Raw genomic sequence first — 17,418 nt, forward strand, 5'->3', positions numbered from 1 at the left:
CAGCCCGCAGTTTAAGCATCATCTCTCCGGAACCGGTTTCCACCTTTCCGGATCATGCATCTAGCGCGCGCGGGTCCAGGTCTCGGCGCCACACAGCGCACCCACGCAGCCTTCGACCTTCAACGTCTCCGGCCCGGAGACCGAGATGTGACTGTTGTAGCTCTGGCCGTCATCGGCGTTGTAGATCCTGCCCGACCATTTGTTGGGCCCGTCCGGACGAATGCCCTCGAACAGCTGCAGGCCGATGATCGGCCGGTTGGCAAGCGCGCGATTCGGATTCTTGTTGTCGACGGCCGGCTTGCCGGTGTCGGTGTCCATCGGCTGCTTGAGCCAGATCACGGTCCCGCACAGCTCGGCGCCGCATTTCGTCACCTTGATCTTGGCGTCGCCTGCCTGCGTCAGCCAGGTGCCGGTCGGATCGTCCGCCGCCATGGCCGGCTGCGCGACTCCCAGCGCAACAAAGACAAGAGCTGTTAAACGCAGTTTGTAAGTCATCTGAACCCCCGATGAGACGGAATTCCTTAGCAGCAAACTTAGGCGATGCAATCGCCGGGAGCTTGTTGTCCAACGGCGCCTCATCACGATCGGGTGGGCGGCAGCGTGCCGTCTCAATCTCTTGTTCAAACGTCTCGGCGGCCGGTGCCCGTGGCTGTCACCACGGCAATCCCTGCAGGTCGAGCGTGCCGCGGGTTGGTGCGCTGCGCTTGATGTCGTGAACGAGCGCTGACAGCGCATCGAAGCGGACGCGACCGCGCTGCGGCTGCTCGACATACACGTCGCCCGTGAACGGCGTGAAGCCTCGCGACGCGTAGGACGGAATCCGATCTTCCGCGCAGAACAGGATGGCGAAATTGATGGAGTCCTCATGGCGGAAGGTCTGTATGGCGGCGTTCAGCGCCACGGTGGCCAACCCCTGATTGCGCCGGTCCGCGCGCGTCAACACGCCGCCGATGCCGCCGACATTGATCTTCTGTCCATTCCACGTCACGACGCGGCGATAGAGGCCGGCATGGCCGACGACCTCACCGGTCTCGTCCTGCACCAGAACGCGCAGGTCGGCATGCGCAAATGTGATACCGGCCCAGGGTAATCCGGCGACCACCTCGGGCGGCCAGATCGCATCATAAAGCGGTTTGACTTGCGGCCAGGCGGCGTCGCCATTCAATATGTCGATTTCGATGCTCATGAAAGCGGCTCGCTTTTTCCAAATTCACGGTGTTTTACGGCTTCGGAACCTTCTATAAGGAGGTCCCGTTAAATCCCGTCTTCCCACAAGTTGCGGAACCGACCCATGACATTTACGCTTCCCCCCCTGCCTTATGCCTATGAAGCCCTCGGCCCCTACATGTCCAAGGAGACGCTGGAGTACCACCACGACAAGCATCACCAAGCCTATGTGACCAACGGCAACAATGCGATCAAGGGGACTGAATTCGAAGGCAAGTCCCTCGAGGAGATCGTCAAGGGATCGTTCGGCAAGAACCCCGCGGTGTTCAACAATGCCGGCCAGCACTTCAATCACATTCACTTCTGGTCGTGGCTGAAGCCGAATGGTGGCGGAACCAAGCTGCCGGGCGCGCTGGAAAAGAAGATCGACGAGGATCTCGGCGGCTACGAGAAGTTCAAGGCGGACTTCATCGCTGCCGGCGTCGGCCAGTTCGGTTCGGGCTGGGCCTGGCTCTCGGTCAAGAACGGCAAGCTGGAAATCTCCAAGACCGCCAACGGCGAAAATCCGCTGGTCTATGGTGCGACCCCGATCCTCGGTGTCGATGTCTGGGAGCATTCCTATTACATCGACTACCGCAATCGCCGCCCCGACTACCTGAAGGCCTTCGTCGAGAATCTCATCAACTGGGAATATGTCGAAGAGCTCTACAGCAAGGCCGTTTGATCGATCGTGATCTGCGTGCGAGGGCGGCTGCTGCGGTGGCCGCCCTTTTTTGTGATCGACGTGACGGGCGCGTCTGTTTGTGACTGGCGCATTTGCGCGGGTGATGCCATGGAAAAGCCCGTGCGGCGAAAATTTTGCTCCAATGGCGGCGAGAGCAGGGCATCTCTTCTCTCGATGCGATGCAGGTAAGGTCTCGTGAATCAGCTGTTCGGATATGTCCTCGTTTTCTTCGGCGGTGGTTGTGGCGCCTCGCTGCGGCACGCGATCAACATGGCGAGCGCCAGGGCACTCGGTACCGATTTCCCCTATGGCACGTTCATCATCAACATCAGCGGCTCGATCGTGATGGGCCTGATCGCCGGCTATCTGACCTTCAAGGGCAGCGCGACCCAGCACTGGCGGCTGTTCCTGATGACCGGCATCCTCGGCGGCTACACAACCTTTTCGGCCTTCTCGCTCGACACCGCGCTGCTCTACGAGCGGGGCGCGCTGGGGCTGGCCGCGCTGTATGTCCTCGGATCGGTCGGCATCTCGATTGCCGGCCTGTTCGCCGGGTTGGCCCTGGTGCGCTACCTGACCTGATCGAGGGCACCGGCCAGCGCGGGTGCGATGGACAGTCATGATGTTATAATGTAACATTATAACGACATGACCCAGCCCGCCATCCATAGCCACGGCCATCCCGACCTGCCCGGCGCCCATCTGCATGGCGTCTCGGGACACGGCGCCTCTGGACACAGCCATGTGCACAGCCATGGCCCGGCCGCGCCGCACCCGGCGCAGCCTGCGGTCTGGTCGATCCTGCGCATGCCCGTGACCACCCGGTTTGGTGCCGCGCTGGCAGCCAGCGCCGTGCTGTGGGTGATCGTCTGGCTGGCGATGCGGTGACGATGATGGCTCAGCTGCAGTTTCGCGATCTCACTTTGGGCTATGACCGCCACCCGGCCGTGCACCATCTGTCCGGCGACGTCGCGCCGGGCGCGCTGCTCGCGGTCGTCGGACCCAACGGTGCCGGCAAATCAACCCTGTTTCGCGGTATTGTCGGACTGTTGAAGCCGCTGGCCGGCACCATCGCCGGTCTGAAGCCGCGCGAGATCGCCTATCTGCCGCAGATCGCCGACATCGATCGCAGCTTTCCGATTTCGGTGTTCGATTTCGTCAGCACCGGGCTGTGGCGCACCACCGGCATTTTCGGCGGGATCGGCGCCGCAGCGCGCCAGAAGATCGCGCAGGCGATCGCTGCGGTCGGCCTCACTGGCTTCGAGAGCCGCGGCATCGGTACGCTCTCAGGGGGACAGATGCAGCGGGTGCTGTTCGCGCGCGTGCTGCTGCAGGACGCCCGCGTGATTGTCCTTGATGAGCCGTTCAACGCGATGGATTCCAAGACATCAGCGGATCTGCTGCGGTTGATCGAGCATTGGCATGGCGAGCAGCGCACGGTGCTGGCGGCGCTGCATGACATGGACATGGTGCGCGCGCATTTCCCGCAGACCCTGCTGCTGGCGCGCGAGGCGGTGGCCTGGGGGCCGACGGCCGAGGTGCTGACCGCCGACAATCTCCTGCAGGCGCGCCGGATGTGCGAGGCCTTCGACGATACTGCGGCGACCTGTCAGCCGCAGCAGCGCTCCGCGCGGGCGGCCTGATGATCCGGCAGGCCCTGATCGATCCGTTCTCGGATTTCGAGTTCATGCGCCGCGCGCTGGCCGCCGTCATTGCGCTGTCGCTCGGCTCCGGCCCGATCGGTGTGTTCCTGATGCTCCGGCGCATGAGCCTGGTCGGTGACGCCATGGCGCATGCGATCCTGCCGGGCGCGGCCATCGGCTTTCTGCTGTCCGGGCTCAATCTGTTCGCGATGACCACCGGCGGCCTGATCGCCGGCTTTGCCGTGGCGCTGCTGTCGGGCCTGGTGTCGCGCTCGACCGGGCTCAAGGAGGATGCGTCGCTGGCGACCTTCTATCTCGCCTCGCTGGCGATCGGCGTCACCATCGTGTCCGTCAAGGGCACCAATATCGACCTGCTGCACGTCTTGTTCGGCAATATCCTGGCGATGGACGATCCGACGCTGTTGATGGTGGCGGGCAATGCCACGATCACTCTGCTCGTGCTCGCCGTGATCTATCGCCCGCTGGTGATCGAGAGCGTCGATCCCTTGTTTCTGCGCACGGTGAGCCGGGCCGGCGCGCCAGCGCATCTGATCTTTCTCGGCCTGATCGTGGTCAATCTCGTCAACGGCTTTCAGGCCCTCGGCACCCTGCTCGCGGTCGGCCTGATGATCCTGCCGGCCGGCATTGCGCGGTTCTGGTCACGCGACGTCACGCCGATGATCTGCATCGCGGTCGCCTCGGCGATCGTGTCCGGCTATATCGGGCTGGTGCTGTCGTTCCAGACCCGCATTCCCTCGGGGCCTGCGATCATCCTGGTCGCGTCGCTCCTCTATCTCGGCTCGGTGCTGTTTGGACGCGTGGGCGGCGTGCTTCCGCAGCTGTTTCCGGGACGTCACCTCGAAGCCTGAAGTTCATCGCCATGAAGCGCCTGTTGCCAGCCCTCAGCCTGTTCCTCGCTCTGTTGCCCAGCGTCCCCGCATCAGCACAGACGCGGCCGAACGTCGTCACCAGCTTTTCGATCCTGGCCGACTTCGCCCGCCGGGTCGGCGGCGACAGGATCAGCGTGACGTCGCTGGTCGGGCCGGACAGCGACGCTCATGTCTATACGCCGACGCCTCATGATGCGAAGGACGTCGGCGCCGCGCGGCTTCTGATCGTCAACGGGCTCGGTCTCGAAGGCTGGCTGCCGCGCCTGCAGCAGGCCTCCGGCAGCAAGGCGCCGATCATCGTGGCCACACAGGGCATCACCCCGCGCAAGCGCGGCGCGGACGCCGATCCGCATGCCTGGCAGTCGGTCGGCAATGCCAGGGTCTATGTTCGGAATATTCGCGACGCCCTGGTTGCCGCCGATCCGGCCGATGCCGCCGTGTTCCAGGCCAATGCCGAGCGTTACCTGGCCGAACTCGACGCCCTCGACCAGGAGGTGCGCGCCGAAATCGGCAAGATCCCGCCGGAGCGGCGCAAGGTGATCTCCACGCACGACGCCTTCGGCTATTTCGCCGACGCCTACGGCATCCAGTTCATCGCCCCGCTGGGCGTCTCCACCGAGACCGAGCCCTCCGCCCGCGACGTGGCAGAGATCATCGTCCAGGTCAGGAAGGACAAGATTCCGGCGGTCTTCCTGGAGAATTTCAACGATGACCGGCTGGTCGGCCGCATTGCCGCCGAGACCGGGGCGAAGATCGGCGGCACGCTGTATTCAGATGCTCTGAGCGAGGAAAACGGCCCTGCACCCACTTACATTGCCATGGTCAGGCACAATATAAGGGCCCTGACGAGCGCGCTGGGCCGCTAGGCCCGTTGGGGCCCTCCGGGCAGCGCGTCATAAGCCATTTTCGGCGGCGATCCATTCGACGGCGATCTTAGTTTTCGGAGTGAGCATGTCCGACGCGAGCAAGATTCCAGTGACGGTCCTGACCGGCTATCTCGGGGCCGGCAAGACCACGCTTTTGAACCGCATCCTCTCGGAAGACCACGGCAAGAAATACGCCGTCATCGTCAACGAATTTGGCGAGATCGGCATCGACAACGACCTCATCGTCGGCGCCGACGAGGAAGTGTTCGAGATGAACAATGGCTGCATCTGCTGCACCGTGCGCGGCGATCTCGTGCGCATCATCTCGGGCCTGATGCGGCGCAAGGGCAAGTTCGACGCCATCATCGTCGAGACCACGGGCCTCGCCGATCCGGCGCCGGTCGCGCAGACCTTCTTCGTCGACGAGGACGTGCAGAAGAACGCGCGGCTTGATGCTGTCGTGACGGTCGCCGATGCGAAATGGCTGTCGGACCGGCTCAAGGATGCGCCCGAGGCCAAGAACCAGATCGCCTTCGCCGACGTCATCGTGCTCAACAAGACCGACCTCGTCACCAAGCCGGAGTTGGCAGAGGTCGAGGCGCGCATCCGCGCCATCAACCCCTATGCAAGGCTGCATCGCACCGAGCGCTGCCAGATCGCGATCTCGGACGTGCTGGAGCGCGGCGCGTTCGATCTCGACCGCATCCTCGAGATCGAGCCGGAATTCCTCAACGCCGGCGACGATCACGATCATCACCATGATCACGACCACGGCCATGATCATCACCACCATCATGATCACGGCCTGAAGCACTATCATGATGAGGAGATGCAGTCGCTGTCGCTGCGCTCCGACAAGCCGCTCGATCCGTCGAAATTCATGCCCTGGCTGCAGAACCTGGTGCAGATCGAGGGCGGCAAGATCCTGCGCTCCAAGGGCATCCTGGCGTTCCAGGACGATGACGACCGCTACGTCTTCCAGGGCGTGCACATGATGCTGGAAGGCGATCATCAGCGGAAGTGGAAGCCGGACGAGGTCCGCCAGAGCCGTGTCGTCTTCATCGGCCGTGAGCTGCCGGAAGACGCCATCCGCGAAGGCTTCGAGCGCTGCATCGTATCCTGATGAGCTCGTTCGATCAGGGCGGCGAGGCCGCATCCATCGTGTCCGTCACCGACAAGGTGAAGCCGGTCTCGCTCGGCATGGCCGTGACGGCCGTGCATTATCTCGGCGATCGCGCCGCCTTCGTCGGCACCGAGGAGACTGTCGCCGTCGTCGACGCCGAGGGCGAGATCAGCAAGGTCGACGTCACAGGCGGCGGCATCCTGTCGGCGGTGTCGGATGGATCGCGCATCCTGATCGGCGGCGATGACGGCAAAGTCACCGCGCTCGACAAGGCCGGCACCGTGAGCGTGCTCGCCACCGATCCGAAGCGTCGCTGGATCGACAATGTCGCGGTTCATCCCGATGGCGCGATCGCCTGGTCGGTCGGCAAGACCGCGTTCGTGCGTGCGCCGAAGGGCGAGGAGAAGTCACTCGAGGTGCCCTCGACCGCGGGCGGGTTGGCCTTCGCGCCGAAGGGGCTGCGGCTCGCGATCGCGCATTACAACGGTGCCACGCTGTGGTTTCCCAACATGGCGGGCGAGCCGGAATTTCTCGGCTGGGCCGGCTCGCATCATGCGGTCACCTTCAGCCCCGACAACAAATTCCTGGTCACGGCGATGCACGAGCCGGCACTGCATGGCTGGCGGCTCGCGGACAGCCGCCATATGCGCATGACCGGCTATCCGTCGCGGGTGAAGTCGATGTCCTGGGGCAGCGGCGGCCGCTTTCTCGCGACCTCCGGGGCCGACGTGGTCATCCTGTGGCCGTTCGTCGGCAAGGACGGCCCGATGGGCAAGGAGCCGGCGATGCTGGCGCCGATGAAGGCCAAGGTCACCGCGGTCGCGTGTCATCCCAAGCAGGACATTCTCGCCTGCGGCTATGAGGACGGCACCGTGCTGATGGTGCGAATGCAGGACGGTGCCGAGATCCTGGTGCGGCGGAACGAGACGCCGCCGATCGCGGCGCTGGGCTGGAATGCGGCCGGAACCTGGCTGGCGTTCTCCGACGAGAGCGGCGAAGCCGGATTGCTGCGACTCTGATGGGGCATTGGGGCGCAGGCCCCAACGGAACCCCGCTCCGCTCTGGCCGTTGTTCCCCGCATCATAGGGTGCGGAGGACAGAAGATGGCCCCGATCAACAGCAAACGGACGTTGCGCAGAGACCTGCTGCTCGCAGCCGGCCTGCTCGGCCTGGGCGCGGTCGTGGCGATCATCTCCCTGACTGAGATCAAGGCCTATCATCTCGACCAGATGGCCCAGGCGACGCCTGAACCCTCGGCGACACCGGCCGAGTCCAAGCCCGGCGGCACGCGCCCGACCACGCCGGCGCCAGAGCCCGCGCGCCCCGATGTCGAAGTGCAAAAGGAAGGCGCCAAGCCTGCGCTGCCGCCCGCGCCAGCGGAGAAGGTCGCGCCGACGATGGAGCGGAAGTAGTTGGCCGCTGCGAGATGAGTGCTCGACAGGTCGTCCTCGACCTCAACGTCGTCATGCCCGGGCTTGACCCAGGGCATCCACGTCCTGCTTCTGCGCGGCCTCGTGGATGGCCGGGTCAAGCCCGGCCATGAGTAAAGGGTGTGGCCTTAGACTAAGTCACCGCACCAGGATGTTCCGGAACTGCCACGGATCCGAAGTGTCGATGTCTTCCGGGAACAGGCCGGGGCGGTCGTTCAGCGGGGTCCAGTCCGTGTAGTAGCCCTTCACCGGCCCGAGATAGGGCGTCTGGATCTCGAGGCAGCGGCGGAAGTCCATCTCGTCGGCTTCGACGATGCCGGCGGTCGGATTTTCCAGCGCCCACACCATGCCCGCGAGCACGGCTGACGACACCTGCAGGCCGGTCGCGTTCTGGTACGGCGCGATGCGGCGGGTTTCCTCGATCGACAGCTGCGAGCCGTACCAATAGGCGTTCTTGCCATGGCCATAGAGCAGCACGCCGAGCTCGTCGATGCCGTCGACGATCTCGTTCTCGTCGAGGATGTGCCACTTCTGCTGCATCTTGCCGGTGGCGCCGAAGATCTCGTGCAGCGACAGCACCGCGTCATTGGCCGGGTGATAGGCGTAATGGCAGGTCGGCCGGTACACCACCTTGTCGCCGTCGCGCACGGTGTAATAGTCGGCGATCGAGATCGACTCGTTGTGGGTGACCAGGAAGCCATATTGCGCGCCCGGCGTCGGGCACCAGGAGCGGACGCGGGTGTTGGCGCCCGGCTGCAACAGATAGATGGCTGCGCCACAGCCCTCGGTGTGGCAGCGGCCGTTGTCCGGCATCCACTTTTCATGCGTGCCCCAGCCGAGCTCGGCCGGCTGCATGCCCTCGGAGACGAAGCCCTCGACCGACCAGGTGTTGACGAACACGTCCATCGGCTTCGGGTTCTTGGAGCGCTGGGTGTCGCGCTCGGCGATGTGGATGCCCTTGACGCCGAGCTTGTGCATCAGCTGCGCCCAGCCCTCGCGGCTCTTCGGCTCGACGATCTCGGTCTTGGTATCCTTGGCGATATCGAGCAGCGCCTGCTTGACGAACCAGGACACCATGCCGGGATTGGCGCCGCAGGTCGAGACGGCAGTGGTGCCGCCCGGGCTCTTGCGGCGCGCGGCGAGCAGCGTCTCGCGCAGCGCGTAGTTGGAGCGCTGCTCGACGCCCATCTGCTTGTCGAAATAGAAGCCGGCCCACGGCTCGACGACGGTGTCGATATAGAGCGCGCCGATCTCGCGGCACAGGGTCATGATGTCGACCGAGGAGGTGTCGACCGAGAGGTTGACGCAGAAGCCCTGGCCGCCGCCTGCTGTCAGCAGTGGCACCAGCAGCTCGCGGTAATTGTCGCGCGTCACGCCCTGCTGGATGAAGCGCACGCCGTGCTGCTTCGCCAGCGCGCCGTCGTCATGCGGATCGATGATGACGAACCGGCTCTTGTCGTACTCGAAATGGCGTTCGATCAGGGGCAGGGTGCCCTTGCCGATCGAGCCGAAGCCGATCATCACGATGGGGCCGGTGATCTTCGCGTGGATCTGCGAGCTCATGAATGGTTTCTCCGCGGAAGGTGCGTAGGATGGATGGATTCAGGCGGCGCGCCGCCGTCAGCTGCTGCGCCGTTTGGCGGTGATTTCGATCTCGACCTTCATCTCCGGCTTCAGCAGCGCTGCGACGACCACCATCGTGGCGGCCGGCCGGATGTCGCCGAGGACCTCGCCGCAGACCGCGAAATGGGCATCGGCATCATTGACGTCGGTCAGGTAGTAAGTCGCGCGGACGATGTCGGCCATCTCGAATCCGGCCTCCTGCAAGGCGGCCGCGATGGTCTTGAAGCAGTTGCGTGACTGGCTCGTGACATCGGCCGGCATCGTCATCGTGCTGTAGTCATAACCGGTGGTGCCGGCGACGAAGGCGAAGTCGCCATCGACCACCGCGCGGCTGTAGCCGGCGGTCTTCTCGAACGGTGATCCGGTAGAGATCAGACGACGGGACATGGCGGACCTCGTGGGGGAATTTGTCGGGGTTTAAGAGCTTTTGCTGCACCTGCGCAACCCCTGGCGGGGCGGGCCGGGCGGCCGTTGCCGGAATGCCTAACGCAGCCGGGTGACGTCCGGTCCGGCGGGGGGACTGCTGGACCAGCGTCGCACCACGATGTCGCGGACGATCATGATCCCGAGCAGGATCAGGACGATCGTCGGCAACATCGTCCGCCGCCGCGGCGCCCGCCCGTCGCGGGCGGTCACGCCGCGCATGGGACCAGCCGCTCCTTGCGGCTGCGGCGGGCTTTCCGCTCAGGAACTCCGGTGGCGACGATCATGCCGACCGCGCCGTCCAACGCACCCTCGACCAGTTCGAGGCCGAGCAGGCGGGCGCGCTCGAACGCGCCGGGCAATTCGAGCTCGGCCGCCTTGGCCGCGTCGAAGCCGAAGCGGGCGTAGTAGGGCGCATCGCCGAGCAGGACCACGGCGCCATGGCCGCGTGAGGCCGCGATCATCAGCGCGGCGTTCATCAGCGCCGCGCCGACGCCCAGGCTGCGCGCCTCGGCCGCCACCGCCAGCGGCCCGAGCATCAGCGCATCGCGTCCGCCGGCGCTGACGTGCCACAACCGCAGCGTTCCCACCAGGACGCCGCCGCGCATCGCCGACAAAGCGAGGCCTGCTGCGGGCGCGCGTCCGTCGCGCAGGCGCTGGCAGGTGCGCTCATGGCGGTTGTCGCCAAAACAGGCATCCAGCAGCGCCTCGCGCGCCGCGACGTCGGAGGCACGCTCGCTGCGGATCACGAACGCAGCGGCAGCCCGATTCGGCGCAGTCGTCGGAGAGCGAAAAGCGGTCATGGTACGTCAGTCCCCAGCCCGCGCCGCCGGGCGTGAGCCCGCGCGCAAGCACGTGATGTCAGGTTGAAGGTGATGATCTCTCGCTCCCTCCCCCGCTTGCGGGGGAGGGTCGGGGTGGGGGAAGCCCGCCCGAAGCTCGCTTCGTCTCACCCGCGCGCGGGTGGCGAAGGCAGCCAGATCAGATGTGACCAGATCAGATGTGATAGGTCTTCAGCGGGGGGATGCCGTTGAAGGCCACCGACGAGTAGGTCGACGTATAGGCACCGGTCCCTTCGATCAGCACCTTGTCACCGATCGAGAGCGTCACCGGCAGCGGATACGGCAGCTTCTCGTACATCACGTCGGCCGAATCGCAGGTCGGGCCGGCGAGCACGCACGGGGTCATGTCCGCGCCGTCATGCGGGGTGCGGATGGCGTAGCGGATCGACTCGTCCATCGTCTCGGCGAGACCGCCGAACTTGCCGATGTCGAGATAGACCCAGCGCAGCTCGTCCTCGTCGCTCTTCCTCGAGATCAGCACCACTTCCGACTCGATAATCCCAGCATTGCCGACCATGCCGCGGCCCGGCTCGATGATCGTCTCCGGGATCTGGTTGCCGAAATGCTTGCGCAGCGCACGGAAGATCGAACGGCCGTACTGCACGACCGGCGGCACGTCCTTCAGGTACTTGGTCGGGAAGCCCCCGCCCATGTTGACCATCGAGAGATTGATGCCGCGTTCGGCGCAGTCGCGGAACACCGTCGAGGCCATCGCCAGCGCGCGGTCCCACGCCTTCACCTTGCGCTGCTGCGAGCCGACATGGAACGAGATGCCGCACGGCTCCAGGCCCAGGCGCTTCGCCAGGTCCAGCACCTCGACCGCCATCTCCGGATCGCAGCCGAACTTGCGCGACAGCGGCCACTCGGCGCCGGCGCAATCGTACAGGATGCGGCAGAACACCTTCGCGCCCGGCGCGGCGCGCGAAATCTTCTCCACCTCGGCGGCGCAGTCGACCGCGAACAGCCGAATGCCGAGCGCATAGGCGCGCGCGATATCCCGCTCCTTCTTGATGGTGTTGCCATAGGAGATGCGGTCCGGCGTCGCGCCCGCGGCCAGCGCCATCTCGATCTCGGCAACGGTCGCCGTGTCGAAGGAGGAGCCGAGCGAGGCGAGCAGCGACAGCACTTCCGGCGCCGGGTTGGCCTTGACCGCGTAGAACACACGGCTGTCCGGCAGCGCCTTGGCGAAGTTCATGTAGTTGTCGCGCACGACATCGAGATCGACGACGAGACAGGGCTCGTGGTCCAGACCTTCCTCGCGGCGGTTGCGCAGGAATTCCCGGATACGTTCGGTCATAGCACCCTCCAAACGGCCCGTTTGCGACGTGGCCCGTTCAAAATGATCCCGACACGGGTGCCTTGGCCCTGCCGCCCGATGGAAAGGCGACAAAACCTCGAACCCGTAGCCGAATTGTGCTGCCGTGGATTGGTTGGGAATTTCCCGCCCGCACACCTGGCAATGAAGGACAAGCCTTTTCAGTAGCCCGCGCCGGCGTTGGACTGCCGGTAGAGACCAAAAAAGCCCGATCCGTCGTTGCTTTAAGTCGCGTCCCCCGTTGAGAGCGGGGTGCGCCGGTTCGCCTCCGGCTGCCAGTCACGGTTGCAAAAGAGGAGGTGACCTTCAGCGGCATCTCTTGAGAGAGATGCTGGGCTCTTGGAGCATGACAATCTCGATCGAACTGATCTTGATCGCAACGATCCGAGGGCCCCTCGGTTCCTCATCCCTTGGCGGCTGTCCGGCCTCTTGTCCGGATACCTACCGACTGACACACGACCACAGGCACGTGCGAAATTGGGCAGAAGCGGAAATAAGCGTTTTGAATTTCGTTCGCAAGGAATTTTTCAGCGTCGGGATAGATTTCCCTAATGTGTGCTTACGCGACACGGACGCAGGGCCGATTGCTGAACGCGCGTTAAGCGAGCTTAAACTTTCGTAACGCGTTCACGCTTGCAGGACAGGGGTTTCGTGCAACTCACGCGCGCTTCGTGAAGGGCTCGATGCGCTGTGCACCGCGGATGAAGCCGATCATCACGAACACGCCGATGGCGAACAGAAGCGCCTGCAGAATGTGCGCGCCGGTGTCGCCGAGCCCGAACAGAATCGCGAGCGCCCAGCCGCCAGCGAAAGCCGCACCGAACACTTCGGCGCCGATCAGGATCGCCGCCGAGATGACGGTGATCACGCTCTGCCAGGCGATCTGGCGGCCGGCTTTGGAAGTGGTCTCTGCGCTCATGGTCCAGGGTCCTCTCGGGGGCCGCAATCTCTCCGAAATGGCCCGGCCCTTCAAGGGGAAATGACCCAAAAAGGACCGGCTCCATGATATGAGGGTGCATCGCACTTCCGGGAGAGGATGGACCCCAGCCGATGTCAGACACCGCCGCTGTGATCGACGCTCAGACCAACCCGCTGTTGATGGCCTGGGAGACCCCGCACCAGACACCACCCTTCGACGCGATCAGGCCCGAGCACTTCTTGCCGGCCTTCGAGCGCGCCTTTGCCGATCATACCGCCGAAATCACCGCGATGACCCACGATCCCGCGGAGCCGGACTTCGCCAACACCATCACGGCACTGGAGCGCTCGGGCAAGCTGCTGTCGAAGGTCGCGGCCGTGTTCTACGACCTCGTTTCGGCGCATTCCAACCCGGCGATCCTGGAGATCGACAAGGAGGTGTCGCTGCGGATGGCGCGGCACTGGAACCCGATCATGATGAACGCTGTGCTGTTTGGCCGCATCGCGCTGCTCTACGACAACCGCAAGACGCTGACGCTGACGAGCGAGGAGCAGCGGCTGCTCGAGCGCACCTACACCCGCTTCCGCCGCGCCGGCGCCGGCCTGAACGACGAGGCCAAGGCGCGCATGGCCGAAATCAACGAGCAGCTCGCCCAGCTCGGCACCTCCTTCAGCCATCACGTCCTCGGCGACGAGCAGGACTGGTTCCTGGAGCTCGGTGAGGACGACCGCGCCGGCCTCTCCGAGAGCTTCATCGCGGCCGCCAAGGCTGCGGCGGAGGAGCGCGGCATGCCAGGCAAGGCGATCGTGACCCTGTCGCGCTCCTCGGTCGAGCCCTTCCTGCAGAGCTCGGCGCGCCGCGACCTGCGCGAGAAGGTGTTCAAAGCGTTCACTGCCCGCGGCGACAACGGCAATTCCAACGACAACAACGCCGTCATCGGTGAGATCCTGGCGCTGCGCGAGGAAGCCGCCAAGATCATGGGCTTTCCGAACTTCGCCGCCTATCGGCTGGAGGACTCGATGGCGAAGACGCCGGAGGCCGTGCGCGGCCTGCTGGAGCGGGTCTGGAAGCCGGCCCGCGCCAAGGCGCTGGCCGACCGCGACCAGCTGCAGGAGATGATCACGGCCGAGGGCGGCAACTTCAGGCTCGAGGCCTGGGACTGGCGCTATTATGCCGAGAAGCTGCGCCAGGCGAAGGCGAACTTCGACGACGCGGCGATCAAGCCCTATTTGTCGCTCGACAACATGATCGCGGCCGCCTTCGACTGCGCCACGCGGCTGTTCGGCATCACCTTTGCCGAGCGCAGCGACATCCCGGTCTGGCACCCGGACGTGCGGGTCTGGGAGATCAAGGCGGCCGATGGCAGCCACAAGGCGCTGTTCTATGGCGACTACTTCGCCCGGCCGTCGAAGCGCTCCGGCGCCTGGATGACCTCGCTGCGCGACCAGCAGAAGCTCGACGGCGACATTGCGCCCTTGATCATCAACGTCTGCAACTTCGCCAAGGGCGCCGACGGCCAGCCGTCGCTGCTGTCGCCGGACGAAGCCCGCACCCTGTTCCACGAGTTCGGCCACGGCCTGCACGGCATCCTCTCCAACGTCACTTATCCTTCGCTGTCGGGCACCGCGGTCTTCACGGATTTCGTCGAGCTGCCGTCGCAGCTCTACGAGCACTGGCAGGAGCGCCCCGAGGTGCTGCAGACCTTCGCGCGCCATTACCAGACCGGCGAGCCGCTGCCGCAGGACCTGCTCGACCGCTTCCTGGCGGCGCGTCGCTTCAACCAGGGCTTTGCCACTGTCGAGTTCGTCTCCTCGGCCCTGATCGATTTGGAGTTCCACACCCAGCCCGCGGCGGCCTCGAAGGATGTGCGCGCCTTCGAGCAGGCCGAGCTGGAGAAGATCGGCATGCCCAAGGAGATCGCGTTGCGCCACCGGCCGACCCAATTCGGCCACATCTTCTCGGGAGACCATTATGCGGCGGGCTATTACAGCTACATGTGGTCGGAGGTGATGGATGCGGATGCCTTCGGTGCCTTCGAGGACGCCGGCAACATCTTCGACCCCGCGGTCGCCAAGCGGCTCCACGACAATGTCTATTCGTCGGGCGGCTCAGTCGATCCGGAAGCGGCCTATGTCGCCTTCCGCGGCCGGGAGCCCGAGCCGGATGCGCTGCTGCGCCGGCGCGGCCTGCTCGACGTTCCCAAGGCGGCTTGAGAGAGGCGGCAGGAGGTGATGGTGGTTGTTCGGAGACTGCTCGCCGTGGTTGCGCTCGTGGTGGGCGCAAGCGCGGCCCAAGCGCATCCGCATGTCTGGGTCACCGCGACCAGCGAGCTGCTTTATGCCGCCGACGGTGCCGTGACCGGCGTGCGGCACGCCTGGACGTTCGACGACATGTTCGCGACCTATGCGCTGCAGGGCCTCGAGACCAAGCAGAAGGGCGTCTACACCCGCGAGGAGCTGGCGCCGCTGGCGCAGACCAACGCCGAGTCGCTGAAGGAATATGCCTACTTCACCTTCATCAAGGCCGACGGCCGCAAGCAGAAGCTCGAAGACCCCGTCGACTACTACCTCGAATACAAGGACACCAAGCTGACCCTGCACTTCACCTTGCCGCTGAAGGCGCCGGTGAAGCCGAAGCAGCTCCAGGTCGAGGTGTACGATCCCAGCTATTTCATCGATTTCCAGATGGCGGAGAAGGATCCCGTCAAACTGGTGAGCGCGCCGAGCGGCTGCAAGCTCGGCCTGGTCCGGCCGAGCGACGGCGGTTCCGTCGCGCAGACGATGAACGAACAGACATTCCTGAGCGGCGGGGCGAACGCCAATTTCGGAATGAACTTCGCCAACAAGATCTCAGTGGAATGTCAATGACACCTCGCCCCAGCTACGCCCGACCGCTCCTGACCTGCGCCGCGCTCCTGTCAGTGCTCGTGTCAGTGCTCTTGGCCGCCGACGCCGCCTCGCATGCGCTGTTCGCCAAGTCCCCATTCGGCGCGCCGGCGGGCGAGCCACAGGTCGGCGGCATCGTCGGCTGGCTGCTGGCCAAGCAGTCGGAGTTCTATCGGCAGATGTCGGGAGCGATCCGCTCCGCCAAGCAAGACGGTTCGGCTGTGTGGTGGCTGCTGGCGATCTCGTTTGCCTACGGCATCTTTCATGCGGCCGGGCCCGGCCACGGCAAGGCGGTGATCGCGTCCTATCTCGTCGCCAATCAGGAGACGGCCAGGCGCGGCATCGTGCTCTCATTCGCCTCGGGCCTGATGCAGGCGCTGGTCGCTGTCGCGATCGTCGGGATCGGTGCTGTCCTGCTCAACGCCACTGCGGCTACCATGTGCAGCGCCGAGAAGGTGGTGGAGATCGCCAGCTACGGCCTGATCGCGCTGCTCGGCGCCCGTCTGGTCTGGGTCAAGGGCGCCGCGTTCCTGCGCACCTGGCAGCCGCCGGCCCCCGCGCTCGCGCTGGCCGGCGCACCCGCTGCTGCCGTGGCGCATGCCCATGACCATGGCCACGCGCACGATCATCAGCATCGCGCGCATCTTCATGATCATCACGGGCATGATCATCATGGTCATGATCATCATGGTCATGATCATCATGGCCACGATCACCACGGGCATCATCATCACGATCATGCGCACGCGGTGGCGCAGGCTCATGTCCACCACCATCACGTCCATCACGATCACGTCCATGGCGACGATTGCGGCTGCGGTCATTCCCACGGGCCCGCGCCGAGCGAGCTCGCCGGCCCTGGCGGCTGGCAGCGCGGCTTCCAGGCGATCTTCGCCGCCGGCATCCGTCCCTGCTCGGGCGCGATCCTGGTGCTGGTCTTCGCCTTGGCGCAGGGCATGTTCTGGGCCGGCGTCGCCGCCACGATCCTGATGGGCATGGGCACGGCGGTGACGGTCGCGACCATCGCCGTGATCGCTGTCGCCGCCAAGGACGTCGCCCGCCGTCTCAGCGCCGGCCGCGAGGGCGGCGGCGCCCTGATCATGCGCGGCCTCGAATTCGGCGCCGCCGGCCTCGTCCTGCTGTTCGGCGCAGGCTTGTTGCTGGGTTACATGGCCGCGGAACGCGCCACCTGCTTCTGAGCGGCGCGGGCTTCACAGCTCCGCTCTTGGTCCACACAATCGCCTCGGCGTACGGGATGCCCGGCCTGGGCGGGGCATGACAGCGGTGGAGGCGGTCCAGTTCGCGCTAAACCAATGGTGTCGTCCCGGGCAGGCCATGAGCGCGCGCTGGCGCGGTCGTGGCGCCGACCCGGGACCCATACGCCGCGGCGGGCGTGATGCGCGAACTGGTCGTTGCCCGCCTGCCTCAAGCCGCTTCTGTGGTTATGGGTCCCGGCTCAAGGCCGGGACGACAGCGGGGGGATGGCAAGGCAGCTGTCGATCCACAACATTTGGCAGCGTCAGCACACGAAACATCGCCACATCGTCATTTGCGAGCGAAGCAATCCA

General features: G+C 65.2%; 20 protein-coding genes. 12 read left to right on the plus strand and 8 right to left on the minus strand.

Translation table 11 applies throughout. From position 1 onward, the window contains the following. Positions 1-60: 60 nt before the first annotated feature. Together BBTA_RS06295 and BBTA_RS06300 are read right to left on the minus strand one after the other, a co-directional pair. Positions 61-495: a DUF2147 domain-containing protein gene (locus BBTA_RS06295; protein ID WP_041750385.1), complete on the minus strand. Its 435-nt coding sequence runs from the start codon at positions 493-495 to the stop codon at positions 61-63. Positions 496-652: 157 nt separating this feature from the next. After that, positions 653-1,186, minus strand: coding sequence for a GNAT family N-acetyltransferase (locus tag BBTA_RS06300; protein WP_012041613.1), 534 nt, complete (start codon positions 1,184-1,186; stop codon positions 653-655). 105 nt (positions 1,187-1,291) lie between these two features. On the opposite strand from BBTA_RS06300, the gene BBTA_RS06305 reads away from it, so the two are divergent. The 9 genes from BBTA_RS06305 to BBTA_RS06345 all read left to right on the plus strand — a co-directional run bounded on the left by BBTA_RS06305 (position 1,292) and on the right by BBTA_RS06345 (position 7,825). Further along, positions 1,292-1,891: a superoxide dismutase gene (locus BBTA_RS06305; protein ID WP_012041614.1), complete on the plus strand. Its 600-nt coding sequence runs from the start codon at positions 1,292-1,294 to the stop codon at positions 1,889-1,891. A 195-nt stretch (positions 1,892-2,086) separates the two neighbouring features. Beyond that, entirely contained in the window at positions 2,087-2,473 is a 387-nt protein-coding gene (gene crcB / locus BBTA_RS06310) for a fluoride efflux transporter CrcB (RefSeq protein WP_012041615.1), read from the plus strand. Positions 2,474-2,539: 66 nt separating this feature from the next. Then, positions 2,540-2,779: a hypothetical protein gene (locus BBTA_RS06315; RefSeq protein WP_012041616.1), complete on the plus strand. Its 240-nt coding sequence runs from the start codon at positions 2,540-2,542 to the stop codon at positions 2,777-2,779. Between the two features lie 2 nt (positions 2,780-2,781). Next, complete coding sequence (locus BBTA_RS06320) at positions 2,782-3,534, plus strand: metal ABC transporter ATP-binding protein (protein ID WP_012041617.1); 753 nt, start codon at positions 2,782-2,784, stop codon at positions 3,532-3,534. Then, positions 3,534-4,403 (plus strand): metal ABC transporter permease, encoded by an 870-nt coding sequence (locus BBTA_RS06325; RefSeq protein ID WP_041750386.1) that lies wholly within the window; start codon positions 3,534-3,536, stop codon positions 4,401-4,403. Before BBTA_RS06320 ends, BBTA_RS06325 begins: the two co-directional genes overlap by 1 nt. 11 nt (positions 4,404-4,414) lie before the next feature. Continuing rightward, positions 4,415-5,290: a metal ABC transporter substrate-binding protein gene (locus BBTA_RS06330; protein ID WP_012041619.1), complete on the plus strand. Its 876-nt coding sequence runs from the start codon at positions 4,415-4,417 to the stop codon at positions 5,288-5,290. An 85-nt stretch (positions 5,291-5,375) separates the two neighbouring features. Continuing rightward, positions 5,376-6,413, plus strand: a complete 1,038-nt coding sequence (locus BBTA_RS06335; RefSeq protein WP_012041620.1) for a GTP-binding protein — start codon at positions 5,376-5,378, stop codon at positions 6,411-6,413. Beyond that, positions 6,413-7,432 (plus strand): WD40 repeat domain-containing protein, encoded by a 1,020-nt coding sequence (locus BBTA_RS06340; protein WP_012041621.1) that lies wholly within the window; start codon positions 6,413-6,415, stop codon positions 7,430-7,432. The genes BBTA_RS06335 and BBTA_RS06340 overlap by 1 nt, the downstream gene beginning before the upstream one ends. An 84-nt stretch (positions 7,433-7,516) precedes the next feature. After that, positions 7,517-7,825, plus strand: coding sequence for a hypothetical protein (locus BBTA_RS06345; RefSeq protein WP_012041622.1), 309 nt, complete (start codon positions 7,517-7,519; stop codon positions 7,823-7,825). A gap of 156 nt (positions 7,826-7,981) precedes the next feature. Here the strand turns inward: BBTA_RS06345 and BBTA_RS06350 are convergent, their stop codons facing one another. From BBTA_RS06350 to BBTA_RS06370, 6 genes are all read right to left on the minus strand, one after another. Further along, on the minus strand, positions 7,982-9,406 hold the full coding sequence (locus BBTA_RS06350) for a homospermidine synthase (RefSeq protein WP_012041623.1): 1,425 nt from the start codon (positions 9,404-9,406) through the stop codon (positions 7,982-7,984). A 57-nt stretch (positions 9,407-9,463) separates the two neighbouring features. Beyond that, positions 9,464-9,853 (minus strand): RidA family protein, encoded by a 390-nt coding sequence (locus BBTA_RS06355; RefSeq protein WP_012041624.1) that lies wholly within the window; start codon positions 9,851-9,853, stop codon positions 9,464-9,466. A 96-nt stretch (positions 9,854-9,949) separates the two neighbouring features. Next, positions 9,950-10,111: a hypothetical protein gene (locus tag BBTA_RS40650; protein ID WP_168167873.1), complete on the minus strand. Its 162-nt coding sequence runs from the start codon at positions 10,109-10,111 to the stop codon at positions 9,950-9,952. Beyond that, positions 10,099-10,692, minus strand: a complete 594-nt coding sequence (locus BBTA_RS06360; protein ID WP_012041625.1) for a GNAT family N-acetyltransferase — start codon at positions 10,690-10,692, stop codon at positions 10,099-10,101. The genes BBTA_RS40650 and BBTA_RS06360 overlap by 13 nt, the downstream gene beginning before the upstream one ends. 193 nt (positions 10,693-10,885) lie before the next feature. Then, positions 10,886-12,028 carry a type III PLP-dependent enzyme gene (locus tag BBTA_RS06365; protein WP_012041626.1) on the minus strand — a complete coding sequence of 381 codons (1,143 nt, stop codon included), beginning with the start codon at positions 12,026-12,028 and terminating at the stop codon, positions 10,886-10,888. Between the two features lie 676 nt (positions 12,029-12,704). Continuing rightward, entirely contained in the window at positions 12,705-12,965 is a 261-nt protein-coding gene (locus BBTA_RS06370) for a hypothetical protein (RefSeq protein ID WP_012041627.1), read from the minus strand. Positions 12,966-13,096: 131 nt separating this feature from the next. Here BBTA_RS06370 and BBTA_RS06375 point away from each other — a divergent pair, with 131 nt between their 5' ends. Genes BBTA_RS06375 through BBTA_RS06385 form a run of 3 tightly spaced genes read left to right on the plus strand, consistent with a single transcriptional unit; the run spans position 13,097 to position 17,049 of the window. Continuing rightward, positions 13,097-15,178 carry a M3 family metallopeptidase gene (locus tag BBTA_RS06375; RefSeq protein WP_012041628.1) on the plus strand — a complete coding sequence of 694 codons (2,082 nt, stop codon included), beginning with the start codon at positions 13,097-13,099 and terminating at the stop codon, positions 15,176-15,178. Positions 15,179-15,196: 18 nt separating this feature from the next. Beyond that, complete coding sequence (locus BBTA_RS06380; protein ID WP_012041629.1) at positions 15,197-15,832, plus strand: DUF1007 family protein; 636 nt, start codon at positions 15,197-15,199, stop codon at positions 15,830-15,832. Next, positions 15,829-17,049 carry a nickel/cobalt transporter gene (locus BBTA_RS06385; protein WP_012041630.1) on the plus strand — a complete coding sequence of 407 codons (1,221 nt, stop codon included), beginning with the start codon at positions 15,829-15,831 and terminating at the stop codon, positions 17,047-17,049. The genes BBTA_RS06380 and BBTA_RS06385 overlap by 4 nt, the downstream gene beginning before the upstream one ends. Positions 17,050-17,418: the final 369 nt, after the last annotated feature.

This window comes from Bradyrhizobium sp. BTAi1 (assembly GCF_000015165.1).
Lineage (GTDB): Bacteria > Pseudomonadota > Alphaproteobacteria > Rhizobiales > Xanthobacteraceae > Bradyrhizobium > Bradyrhizobium denitrificans.